This window comes from Ideonella sp. B508-1 (genome assembly GCF_000333615.1).
In the GTDB taxonomy this organism is placed as follows: domain Bacteria; phylum Pseudomonadota; class Gammaproteobacteria; order Burkholderiales; family Burkholderiaceae_C; genus Ideonella.
Genome location: NZ_BADL01000024.1, coordinates 1 through 11,678 on the forward strand (window position 1 = coordinate 1; position 11,678 = coordinate 11,678).

An 11,678-nucleotide genomic window follows, 5' to 3' on the forward strand; every position below is an offset into this window, starting at 1 on the left:
CGCGCAGCACCTCGCAGACACTGATGTTGTTGTCCACCACCAGGACGCGCCGCTGGGCCAGGCCGGCGATGTCCGGGCCCGGGCAGGGCGCCGCCGCCGGCGCCGGCAGACCGAAGCGCAGGCTGAAGCTGAAGCGGCTGCCCTGCCCGGGGGCGCTGCTCACGGCGATGGCCTGCCCGCCCATCAGACGCACGAGCTGCTGGCAGATGGCCAGGCCCAGCCCGGTTCCGCCGTAGCGTCGGCTGGTGCTGGCATCCGCCTGCGTGAAGGCCTCGAACAGGCGGGCCTGCTGCTCCGGCGTCATCCCGATGCCGGTGTCGCGCACCTCGAAGCCCAGCTGCACCCAGTCCGGATGCGCCTCCAGGATGCGGATCGACAGCAGCACCTCGCCGTGGGTGGTGAACTTGACGGCATTGGCCCCCAGGTTCAGGAGCACCTGGTGCAGCCGCAGGGCATCGCCCACCAGCTGGGTCGGCAGGTTCGGCGGCAGGGCGAACAGGAGTTCCAGCCCCTTCTCTTCGGCGCCCAGTCCCAGCAGGTTGGCCAGCTCCTGCAGCAGGTCGCCCAGGCTGAACGGGGCGGCCTCGATGTCCAGCCGTCCGGCTTCGATCTTGGAAAAGTCCAGGATGTCGTTCAGGATGCCCAGCAGCGACTGCGCCGCGGACTGCGATTTGCTCACATAGTTGGCCTGTTGCTGGGTCAGCCCGGTCTGCTGCGCCAGGTAGGACATGCCCAGGATGACATTGAGCGGCGTGCGGATCTCGTGGCTCATGTTGGCCAGGAAGTCGCTCTTGGCGCGGTTGGCCGCATCGGCCTGCTCCTTGGCCACCACCAGGGCGGCGGTCCGCTCGCGCACCATCTCCTCCAGATGGTCGCGATGGCGGCGCAGTTCCTCGGTCCGCTCGGCCACCCGCTGTTCCAGCTCGGCATTGAGCCGCTGCAGCTGGGCCTCGGCCTGCACCCGGCAACGCCGGTCCTCCAGGAAGTGCTCGACCGAGCGCGCCATCTCGGCAATCTCGTCGCTGCCCTGCACCGGGACGGTGGTCTGCGTGGTCGTGCCCTCCTGGCGCAGGGCCTGGCTCACCTGCCGCAGGCGGCCCACCACCCGATGGCCCAGGAAGCGCCGCGTGAGCAGCCACGCCAGCAGCACGGTCACGCCCAGTTCCAGCAACACCCAACCGCGGACCTGCTGCGCCGTCAGGGCCAGCTCCTGCACCGCGCCCCGGTATTCCTGCGTGACGATCACGGACTGCTCGTTCACCGCCTTGAACATCGTGTCCGCCTGCGAGCCCAGGGTCGAGACAAAGGGAGCCAGCGCCTGGTGCACCGCCTCCGGGGAGGGGGGCTGCTCATCCTTTCTGTCCAGGGCCTGGCGCACCTGGACTGCGGTGTTGACCGTGTTGCGAAAGCGCTGGTTGGTGCGACGCAGGTCGAGCAGCGCCGTGTCGTCGTGCCAGCCCGTCGCCATCCGGTCGACCAGTTGGTCGAAGCCGGCCAGTTCACCCTGCAGCTGCTGGTAGGCCGCATCCAGACGGGCGGGTGGCGTGTCGCGGGCGAGCGTCAGGGCATGCCGTTCGATGCCGACGGTCATTTGCAGCAGTGCATGGGCATCCTGCAGCTGGGACAGGCGCTGGTCGGCCAGCTGCTGGATGGCGGTGGCCGACTGGTTGAGCGAGACCAGGGCGGTGGCGCCCACCACGGCCACCAGGGCATCCAGGCCGGCCAGCACCAGGGCGAACTGCGCACCGAGCGAGCGCGGCAGCGCCCATCTCATGGGCGACCCCACAGGCGGCGGAACATGCTGCGGTAGCCGTTGTCCGGATCGAAGCGCAGCTGCTGGCCGCCATCCTGGTCGATGTTGGCGGGGGTGACCAGATGGACCGGGAACACATAGCCGGTGGGGGCCTGCCCGGCCAGCAGCCGGTTCAGCTCATCGACCAGCTGCCAGCCCTGCAGGTTCAGCGGCTCGGCCACGGTGGCGGTCTGGAAGACGCCGCTGCGGATGCGCTGCAATGCCGACTCGCTGCCGTCGCCCGCCGACACCAGGGACACCCGGCCGGTGCCCTGGCGGGCTTGGGACAGCGCCGGCGTGGCGTAATCGAAGTAGATGTCGTTGATGGCCAGCGCATGGGTCCAGCGGGCGCCGTGGCGCCGCAGCAGGGCCTGAACGGCCGGCGGCACCAGGGCCGCGCTGCGCGAGATCGGCACATCCTGCACTTCCAGCACGCGGCAGCCGCCGCATTCCCTCAGGGCCGAGACGATGGCCGAAGTCTTCGCCCGGGCCACCTCGAAATTGCTGTCGGTGAACACCACCACCCCGGCCTTGCCATTCGATTGCACCACCGCCGTCATGGCGGTGATCAGCGCCACCTGCTGCGGGTCGGTGGTCACATTGAGGGCCACCGCGGTACCGGTGACCGGCCCCGGCAGCGCGGCCACATGCCAGCCCACGATGGGGATGTGCCGCGGAACGAAGGGCGCCAGACTCGGGTTCAGCTGGCGGGCATCTCCGCCCACCAGCACCAGCCCGGTGGGCTGATAGGCCAGGGCGTCGAGGAGGGCCTGGGTGCGGCCCTCGGGGGCCCCCCGGCAGTCGATGACCTTGGCGTCCCAGCCGATGGCTTTCAAGGCCTCCATCAGGCCATCGATCACCCCCAGCACGCCGCCGTTGCGCAGATCCTCGGCCACGATGGCCAGGCGTTGGGCCCGCCGGGCGGCTGGGCCGGTGTGCGGCCCGCCCCAGGCCGGGGCCGGCAGCGAAGCCTGCTGCACCAGGCGGCGCGCCCGGGCCAGGAATTCGGTGCCCGTGGGCGAGGCGGCGCGGGCCGGCGGCTCCACGGGCGGACTGACCATGGGACCCGCCACAGCGGCTCCCATGGCACAAGCGCTTGCCAGGATCCAGCCTTTCATACTGCTCTCCGATCCGCGGTGGATGGACGGCGTTGATCTGCTGCGGCCACAGCTGCGAAGTCAGCGCGAGGCACAGGGTCAATTGATCATAGTTCAACCCACCCTGGGGACCACTGGCCTTCGTGGGCTGATTTGACTGAAGTCAAGTCATGGAGGGGGCGGTGTCGCTCGGGCAGGGGGCAGCCGCAAGCCGCAAGCCGCACCGCAGCCTGGCCGAACGCGGCTGACCTGCAGCCTGTCCCGTCCGCGTGACCGTCTGTCGCAAGGCGCTGGACGGGGCACCGGCCCCGACGCATCCTGGCGCGTGGTCATCCTGCGCGTCAGACGCAGCCCCGCCACCCCAAGGAGTCGCCATGAAAGCCCTGATCCTCTTCGTCGCCTGGTGCATCCTGTTCGTGCTGGCCTGGCCGGTGGCCCTGCTGGCCCTCTTCCTGATGCCGCTGGTGTGGCTCATCACCCTGCCGCTGCGCCTGGTCGGCATCACCTTCGAAGCCCTGTTCGCGCTGATCCGCGCCCTGCTGTTCCTGCCGGCGCGGGTGCTGGGGTGGCGCGGCTGATCGCTGCGGTGGCTGCGTCGATGACCGGCCCACGGGCCCGTCGATGTCCGGTCAGCGATCCGGTGCGTACTTGTCGCCCACCTGCTCGCGCAGGGGGTGCGTGTCGTAGACGATCTGCATCTCGTGGATCCGGGCGCTTCCCGGCCGAAAGCTGAAGACGTCCACGCAGCTGAAGTCCACGGTTCTTCCGTCGCTCAGCGTCCAGTCGTAGCGGAAGTAGGCAGCCACTCGCACGACGCTGGAGGTCTGCACCGACACGAACAGGTCGATGAGCGTGATGACGCTCCTGCGGGATGCCTGCGCGAGCTTCTGGAAGAACTCGCCCGCGGGCAGGCTGCCCAGGAAGGGTGAGTGAACGACGCCGTCGTCCTCGAACGTGGCGATCAGGCCGGCCGTGTCGCTGGCGTGCAGGCGATCCAGATAGGTCCGAACGGTCTGGATGGGGGGTTGCATCATGGGAACTCACCTTGAAGTGCTGGGGTTGGCACAGCTTCCGGGTTTCAGGTGGTGGCCACAAGCCACAATGACACCCAATACATAAGAAACTCTTATGCATCTGCGCTACCTGGAGTACCTCACGGCGGTCATCGAGCACGGCTCCTTTGCGGCGGCCGCTCAGGTGATCGGTGTGTCGCAGCCCGCCATCAGCCACGGCCTGAGGACGCTTCAGAAGCACTTTGATGCGCCGCTGCTGCGCCGGTCCGGCCGGCGCAGCATTCCGACGGCGCTGGCTCTGCAGGTCGCATCGGAAGGGGCAGCGCTGGCCGACCGGGTCGAGGCACTGGCCGCGGCGGCCCCACGCCGATCGAATCCGAACGGGCTGAGGGTGGGGCTGACGCCTTCTGCCGCCGTGGTCTGCGGGCCGGCGCTGTACGACGCCTGGTGCCGGGGCCATCCTCGTCGCACCTTGGCGCTGTCGACGGTCGACGAGGGGCGTCTGCTGTCGGGCCTGCGCCGGCGAGAGTTCGACCTCGTCATCGCACCGCGACCGCGGCGATACGATCCGAGCGGCCTGGACTGCCAGCCGCTGTACCAGCTGCAGCCCAGGGTCTACGCGCGCTCAAACCATCCTCTGGCCGGCGCGCAGACGCTGGCCGCGCTGCAGACGGCGGCCTGGGCCTGCGTCGGGCCGAGCGTCCGTGGACCGGTCGACGTGCTGTCCGAGGCCTTCGCGGTTCGCCGCATGGCCGCGCCCCGGGTGACTGCGAACTGCCCCGACTTCACCAGCATGCTCAAGCTGGTGGCGCACACCGACTTGCTGGCCGTGGTGCCGCACGCCGCCCTGCTGAGCGGTGACCTGCGCAAGCAGATCGCGCCCTTGCGTCTGCGCGAGACACTGCCTCTCTATGAGATGTGGTGGTTCCATCCAGCCCGCTCTCCTCGCGTGGCGGGGGTGCTTGCCGCGCTGCGTCATGCGCTGGAAGCGGCCGCCCTCGGCGACCTCGGTTCCCTTTGACCGACACCCGCATGTACGCTTGCGGCTGCCCCTGTGTCGGGGCGACCTTTCTGCTGTGCCCATGTCCGCGCTGAACACCGAATTCCACCGCCTCTTCCTGTCCTCCCCCAGCCCGCAGGCGCCCGGCACTTTGCTGGACGCGCAGGGCCGCACCCGTGCGCTTGTGCTGGAGCTGACCGCCCCGGTGGACACCGCCGCCCTGGGGGCCCTGTGGCAGGGCCTGCAGACCGAGCTGGGTTTGCCTGCGCCGGCGGTGGCGGTGAATGGGCGGGATGCGTTGCAGCTCTGGTTTTCGCTGGCCCAGCCGGTGAGTCCGGCGCAGGCCGGGGCCTTTGGGAACGGGCTGGTCGCGTGCTATCTGCCCGCGCTGCCAGCCCGCCAGTGGCGCGCCTGGCCGATGACGGATGCGGCGCTGCCGGGCGGCGTGGCCCATGTGGCGCCCATCCCGGCAGCGCAGCCGGGCGGCGAGTGCTGGTCGGCCTTTGTCTCGCCGGACCTGGCGCCGGTGTTTGCCGAGACGCCCTGGCTGGACATCCCGCCGCGTGACGAGGCCCAGGCGGCGCTGCTGCGGGGGCTGAGCACCATCGGCCCCGCGGCTTGGGCGGAGGCGATGGGTCAGCTGGCGTCGGTGCCGCCGGGCCTTCAGGCCGAGGTTGCGGTCACGCCCGCCCTTCCCGTTGCCGCCACGCCGGCCGGCGTGGGGCCGGGCGCGAACGTCACCGACCCGCGCGCCTTTCTGCAAGCGGTGATGTGCGACACCCAGCTGCCCCTGGCCTTGCGCATCGAAGCTGCCAAGGCGCTCTTGCCAGGCGCTGTGGTGCCTGCGGGCACGGGTGTCGGGGGGCAGGGATGATCGCCGCGCAGGCTCCCATCACCTGTGCACATCGTGCGTCACAAACGGCTGATCGTCCGAGGGCACCGTCAGCCAGCCCGGCCGCTGCAGCGAGTGCTGCATGTCTGACAAGCCGCTGGCCCAGTGGCGTTCCATGGTGAGCGAGCTGAACTCGTAGTCCTTGGAATCACTGTCGCAGGCCTTGCCTTGGTAGATCAGGTGGACCACGTCGCAGCGCCGCACCTCGGTCTTGGCCTTCAGGCGCCGCACCACCGGCTCGTTCTGCTTCGAGGCGGGGATCAATGCCAGAAGTTCCGCCAAGTCTCGCTGGTGCTTGGCCCGCTCGCTCATGTGCGTGGTGATCAGGCGGGTGCGGCTGGAGTACTGGATGTCTTTGAGCCGCTCAGCCACTTCGCCCATGCTGGTGGGGCTGTCGCCTTTGGCGGACCACAGGTCCACCTGAAAGACCAGCATGTCGCGTGAACAGCGGCCTGAATCGAGCACGTATTGCAATGGGGTGTTGGACACCAGGCCGCCATCCCAATAGGGCTCGCCGTCGATCATCACCGCCGGAAAGCCGGGCGGCAAGGCCCCCGAGGCCATGATGTGGTCCACGCGGATGGGCTGCTCATGGCTGTCAAAGTACTGCATGTTGCCGGTGCGTACTTGCACCGCCCCCACCGACAGGCGCATGGCCCCCGGATGGTTGATGCGGTCGAAATCGACCCATCGCTCCAGTGTGTTCTTGAGGGCCTGGGTGTCGTACCAACTGGCCGTGCTGGCCTGCCCGGCGCCCGGCCACAAGGGCGGCGCCCAACGTGGCCTGAAGAATCCTGGCTGCCCCCACAGCAAGGCGCTCCAGGCAGCATGCTGCGCGCGCAGCATCTGCAGGGGCTCTGGCCAATCCGAAGAACCGGGCAAGTCCAGAGATAGCCAGGGGACAGGCGCAGTGCACACCTCCTGCCAGAAGCCCTCCAGCGCAGACAGACGCGACTCGGGTGGGTTGCCCGCCACCAGTGCCGCGTTGATCGCGCCGATGGAAATGCCCGCCACCCAGCTGGGTTCGATGTTGGCTTGGAGCAGGCCTTCGATCACGCCAGCCTGGTAGCTGCCCAAGGCACCACCGCCTTGCAGCACCAGGGCCACTTCATCAAAGCGTTTCAGGGCTGCGGCATTCACTGCATGAACCATCCATGGCTGACCACAAACGACTGGCCGGTCAAGGCATTGGTCGGGAAGGCCGCCAGGTACAGGGCCGTTTGAGCCACGTCGTCCACGGTTGTGAACTGCTTGTCGACGGTGCCGCCGAGCATCACGTTGTTGACCACTTCTTCCTCGGAAATGCCCAGGGTCTTCGCTTGCTCCGGGATCTGCTTGTCCACCAGCGGCGTCTTCACAAAACCGGGACAGATGACATTGCTGCGCACGCCGTATGCGGCGCCTTCTTTGGCCAACACGCGGGCCAGGCCCAGCAAGCCGTGCTTGGCCGTGACATAAGCCGACTTCAGGGGAGAGGCCTCATGCGAATGCACCGAGCCCATGTAGATCACCGCGCCGCCTTGGCCCTGCCGCTTCATGTGGCGAACGGCCTCGCGGGTGGTCAGGAAGCCACCATCCAGGTGGATGGCCAGCATCTTCTTCCAGTTGTCGAAGGTGTAGTCTTCGATGGGGGCCACGATCTGCACCCCAGCGTTGGAGACGAGGATGTCGATGTGGCCAAAGCGCTGGGCGGCTGCGTCCATGCCCGCGATGACGGCGGCCTCGTTGGTCACGTCCATTTCGACGGCCCATGCGGTGCCGCCATCCTGGTCAATTTCAGCGGCGGCGGCCTGGGCGGCCTCCAGCTGGAGGTCGGCAATGACGACGGCCGCGCCTTCCTTGGCGTAGAGCTTGGCGATGGCCAGACCAATGCCGCTGGCTGCCCCGGTGACCACGGCCACCTTGCCCGATAACTTCATGCTGCGCTCCGGTTGGGTTACATGGCACCATGGTGCGGCCAAACCCTCACGCGGGCGTGTCAGACAAGATGCCGCGTGCATGACGGACCTGTCGGCAGTCCGTCTGAAGCAGCCGAGGCCCGAAGTCCACTGGGGCCTGACCCGCCCTCAGCGGTTGACGTCCACCACCACGCGGTTGGCCGTCAGGCGGCCGTCCAGCAGGTCGGCCGAGGCGGCGATGGCCTCGCTCAGGCCGATCTCCTGCACCAGGCCGGTCAGGCGCGCGGGCGGCAGGTGCCGGGCCAGCAGGGCCCAGGCTTCGGCGCGCTGGGTGTTGGGCACATAGACGCAGTTGATGCCGTAGAGCGTCACGCCGCGCAGGATGAAGGGCATGACGGTGGCCGGGAAGTCCGCGCCGCCGGCCAGGCCGCAGGCGGCCACCGCGCCGTTCCACCGGGTGGCGGCGCAGGCATTGGCCAGGGTGTGGCTGCCCACGGTGTCCACCACGCCGGCCCAGCGCTCGCTCTGCAGCGGCTTGCCGGGGGCGGCCAGGGTGGCGCGGTCGATCACCTCGGCCGCGCCCAGGGCCTTCAGGCCCTCGGCCAGGGCAGGGCGGCCGCTGGAGGCATGCACCTCGAAGCCCAGGCCGGCCAGCAGGGCCACCGCCACCACGCCCACGCCGCCGCTGCCGCCGGTCACCAGCACCGGGCCCTTGTCGGGCGTGATGCCGTGGCGCAGCAGGGCCTGCACGCACAGGGCGCCGGTGTAGCCGGCCGTGCCGATGGCCATGGTGTCGCGCGGGCTGTAGGGCGCGGGCACCTGCAGCAGCCAGTCGGCCGAGACGCGGGCCTTCTGGGCCAGGCCACCCCAGTGGGTCTCGCCCAGGCCCCAGCTGTTGACCACCACGGCGTCGCCGGGCTGCCAGTCGGGATGGCTGCTGGCCTCCACCGTGCCGGCCAGGTCGATGCCGGCCACCATGGGCCAGGTCTTGACGATGGCGCCGCGGCCGGTGACGGCCAGGGCGTCCTTGTAGTTCAGCGTGGACCAGGCCACGCGCACGGTCACGTCGCCCGGGGGCAGGGCGCTGTCCTCCAGCTCGGTCAGCGTGGCGGTGGTGCTCTTGTCCGCGTTGCGGCTCAGCAGCAGGGCCTTGAACATGGTGTCTCCTCTTCTCTGGGGTGGATTCAGGCCGGGTGGCCGGCGGCATGCCGCGCGGCCCAGGCGGTGATGAGGCGGTGCAGGGTGTCCAGCCCATCCGTCAGCGCGGCCGGGCCGGGCTGCAGGATGAAGGGGGACTTGATCTCGTGCAGCTCGCCGTCGCGCACGGCGGGGATGGCGTCCCAGCCGGGGCGGGCGGCCAGCTGTTCGGGGCGGAACTTCTTGCCACACCAGGAGCCGATGATGAGGTCCGGCGCGGCGCGGATCACCTCGTCCCGATCGGCCAGGATGCGATCGCGGCCCAGCGGGGCGCGGGCGCGCTCGGGGAAGATGTCGTCGCCGCCGGCGATGCCGATGAGCTCGCTGACCCAGCGGATGGCCGAGATCGAGGGCTCGTCCCATTCCTCGAAATAGACCTTGGGCCGGCGCGGCAGCCGGGCCGCGGCGGCGGCCACCGCGTCCAGCCGGGCCTGCAGCGTGGCGGCATAGGCCTCGGCCTTGTCGGCCGCGCCCACCATGGCGCCCAGGCGGCGGATGTAGGCCAGGATCTGCGGCACCGAGCGGTGATTGCTGATCCAGACCTCGATGCCGGCCTTGATGAGCGCCTGCGCGATGTCGGCCTGCATGTCGGAAAAGCCGATGGCCAGGTCTGGCTGCAGGGCCAGGATGGCGTCGAGCTTGGCGCTGGTGAAGGCCGAGATGCGCGGCTTCTCCTGCCGCGCGCGGGGCGGACGCACCGTGAAGCCGGAGATGCCCACGATGCGTCCTTCCTCGCCGAGGGCGTAGAGCACCTCGGTCGGCTCCTCGGTCAGGCAGACGATGCGCTGCGGGAAGCCGTCGTTCGTCACAGGAGGCCTGCTCAGAACGCTTCGTCGGCCATCTCCAGCGCGGCGTCCGCACCGTGCAGCACGGTGTGGGCCAGGCCGGGGGCGGCGCTCAGCACATGGTCGGCGTAGAAGCGGGCGGTCAGCAGCTTGGCCTTCAGGAAGGCGCCGTCGCCCTCGCCGGCCTTCAGCTGACGCCGGGCCACCAGGGCCGCGCGGCCCATCTGCCAGCCACCGGCGACGATGCCGAACAGCTCCATCAGCGGCACCGCGCCGGCCGCGGCCTGGCGGATGGCCTCGCCCTGGTGGGCCAGGATGAAGGCCACGCCCGACTTCAGCGCGGCGATGCCGGCTTCCAGCGAGGCGCCGATGGCGGCCAGCGAGGCGTCGTCCGCGGCGGCCAGCTCGGCGCGCACAGCCTCCATCTGGGCGATGACCGCGCCGATGGTGGCGCCACCGTCCCGGGCGATCTTGCGGCCGATCAGGTCGGCAGCCTGGATGCCGGTGGTGCCTTCGTAGATGGCGGTGATGCGGGCATCGCGCATGTGCTGGGCGGCGCCGGTCTCTTCGATGAAGCCCATGCCGCCGTGCACCTGCACGCCCAGCGAGGTCACCAGCAGCGCGGTCTCGGTGCTCCAGCCCTTGACGATGGGGATCATCAGCTCGACGAAGGCCTGCTGGGCCTTGCGCACATCGGCGTCCGGGTGGCCGTGGGCCAGGTCCATGGCGGCGGCGGTCACGCCGGCCACGGCGCGCAGGGCCTCGGTGCGCGACTTCATCTGCATCAGCATGCGGCGCACGTCCGGGTGGCGGACGATGGCCACCTTGTCGCGGCTCTTGCCGCCCTGTTCCACGCCCTGCACGCGGGTGCGGGCGTACTCGGCGGCACGCTGGGTGGCGCGGTCGCACAGGCCGATGCCCTGCAGGCCCACGCCGTAGCGGGCGGCGTTCATCATGATGAACATGTACTCGAGGCCGCGGTTCTCCTCGCCCACCAGCCAGCCGGTGGCGCCGGCGTTGTCGCCGAAGGCCAGCACGCAGGTCGGGCTGGCGTGGATGCCCAGCTTGTGCTCGATGGAGACGCAGCGCACGTCGTTGCGCTCGCCCAGGCTGCCGTCGGCATTGACGATGAACTTGGGCACCACGAACAGGGAGATGCCCTTGACGCCTTCCGGCGCGTTGGGCGTGCGGGCCAGCACCAGGTGGATGATGTTGTCGGTGAGGTCGTGCTCGCCGTAGGTGATGAAGATCTTCTGGCCGTGGATGCGGAAGCTGCCGTCGGCCTGCGGGACGGCCTTGGTGCGCACGGCCGCCAGGTCGGAGCCGGCCTGCGGCTCGGTCAGGTTCATCGAGCCGGTCCACTCGCCCGTCACCATCTTGGGCAGGTACATGGCCTTCTGCGCGTCGCTGCCGCACAGCTGCAGCGCCTCGATGGCGCCGCGGGTCAGCATGGGGCAGAGCATGAAGGAGGTGTTCGAGGCGTTCCACATCTCCTCGACCATGGCCGAGATGATGTGGGGCAGGCCCTGCCCACCGAACTCGGTGGGGCAGGACAGGGCGTTCCAGCCGCCGTCCACGAACTGGCTGTAGGCCTGCTTCCAACCCGGGGCCGTGGTGACCTCGCCGTCCTTCCATTTGGCGCCTTCGCGGTCACCGGTCCAGTTCAGCGGCGAGAGCACGCCGTTGGCGAACTTGCCGGCCTCTTCCAGGATGGCGTCGGCCAGCTCGGCGTTCACTTCCTCGTGGCCGGGCAGGGCCGAGACGGCGTCCATGTCGGCCAGCTCGCGCAGCACGAACTGCATGTCCTTCAGGGGGGCGATGTATTCACTCATGGTGGGTCACAGGTCAGTCAGAAACAAAGGAAGGGACGGGGCGGCGGCAGACGGGCTCACTCGTAGCTGTAGAAGCCACGGCCGGTCTTGCGGCCCAGGCGGCCGGCGGCCACCATTTCCTTGAGCAGCGGGGCCGGGCGGTACTTCGGGTCGTGAAGCCGTCGTGAAGACG

The 11,678-nt window shown here is 69.6% G+C and carries 12 protein-coding genes; 3 read left to right on the forward strand and 9 right to left on the reverse strand.

Annotated elements, in window-relative coordinates; translation table 11 throughout:
- Together I73_RS34540 and I73_RS01345 are read right to left on the reverse strand one after the other, a co-directional pair.
- A partial coding sequence (locus I73_RS34540) for a HAMP domain-containing histidine kinase (RefSeq protein ID WP_022978970.1) occupies positions 1-1,774 on the reverse strand: 1,774 nt, incomplete at its 3' end.
- On the reverse strand, positions 1,771-2,853 hold the full coding sequence (locus I73_RS01345; RefSeq protein WP_234409380.1) for a substrate-binding domain-containing protein: 1,083 nt from the start codon (positions 2,851-2,853) through the stop codon (positions 1,771-1,773). The genes I73_RS34540 and I73_RS01345, both read right to left, overlap by 4 nt.
- A gap of 410 nt (positions 2,854-3,263) precedes the next feature.
- Between I73_RS01345 and I73_RS01350 the strand changes: the two genes are divergently transcribed.
- Entirely contained in the window at positions 3,264-3,467 is a 204-nt protein-coding gene (locus I73_RS01350) for a hypothetical protein (RefSeq protein ID WP_022978972.1), read from the forward strand.
- 51 nt (positions 3,468-3,518) lie between these two features.
- Here I73_RS01350 and I73_RS01355 read toward each other — a convergent pair whose 3' ends face one another.
- Entirely contained in the window at positions 3,519-3,923 is a 405-nt protein-coding gene (locus I73_RS01355; protein WP_026096168.1) for a nuclear transport factor 2 family protein, read from the reverse strand.
- 94 nt (positions 3,924-4,017) lie between these two features.
- Here I73_RS01355 and I73_RS01360 point away from each other — a divergent pair, with 94 nt between their 5' ends.
- Complete coding sequence (locus I73_RS01360) at positions 4,018-4,923, forward strand: LysR family transcriptional regulator (protein WP_022978973.1); 906 nt, start codon at positions 4,018-4,020, stop codon at positions 4,921-4,923.
- 61 nt (positions 4,924-4,984) lie between these two features.
- Positions 4,985-5,776, forward strand: a complete 792-nt coding sequence (locus I73_RS25310) for a hypothetical protein (RefSeq protein WP_022978974.1) — start codon at positions 4,985-4,987, stop codon at positions 5,774-5,776.
- Between the two features lie 18 nt (positions 5,777-5,794).
- Here the strand turns inward: I73_RS25310 and I73_RS01370 are convergent, their stop codons facing one another.
- The 6 genes from I73_RS01370 to I73_RS31255 all read right to left on the reverse strand — a co-directional run.
- Positions 5,795-6,934 (reverse strand): patatin-like phospholipase family protein, encoded by a 1,140-nt coding sequence (locus I73_RS01370; protein WP_022978975.1) that lies wholly within the window; start codon positions 6,932-6,934, stop codon positions 5,795-5,797.
- A complete protein-coding gene (locus I73_RS01375) occupies positions 6,931-7,713 on the reverse strand; it encodes a 3-hydroxybutyrate dehydrogenase (RefSeq protein ID WP_022978976.1) in 783 nt (260 codons plus the stop codon). The genes I73_RS01370 and I73_RS01375 overlap by 4 nt, the downstream gene beginning before the upstream one ends.
- Before the next feature lie 147 nt (positions 7,714-7,860).
- A complete protein-coding gene (locus I73_RS01380; RefSeq protein ID WP_022978977.1) occupies positions 7,861-8,850 on the reverse strand; it encodes an MDR family oxidoreductase in 990 nt (329 codons plus the stop codon).
- A gap of 26 nt (positions 8,851-8,876) precedes the next feature.
- Positions 8,877-9,698: an ABC transporter substrate-binding protein gene (locus I73_RS01385; protein ID WP_022978978.1), complete on the reverse strand. Its 822-nt coding sequence runs from the start codon at positions 9,696-9,698 to the stop codon at positions 8,877-8,879.
- Between the two features lie 11 nt (positions 9,699-9,709).
- Entirely contained in the window at positions 9,710-11,506 is a 1,797-nt protein-coding gene (locus I73_RS01390) for an acyl-CoA dehydrogenase (protein WP_022978979.1), read from the reverse strand.
- A gap of 56 nt (positions 11,507-11,562) precedes the next feature.
- Positions 11,563-11,678 (reverse strand): 3-hydroxyacyl-CoA dehydrogenase family protein (locus tag I73_RS31255; protein ID WP_234409383.1); only part of this gene is annotated, 116 nt, incomplete at its 5' end.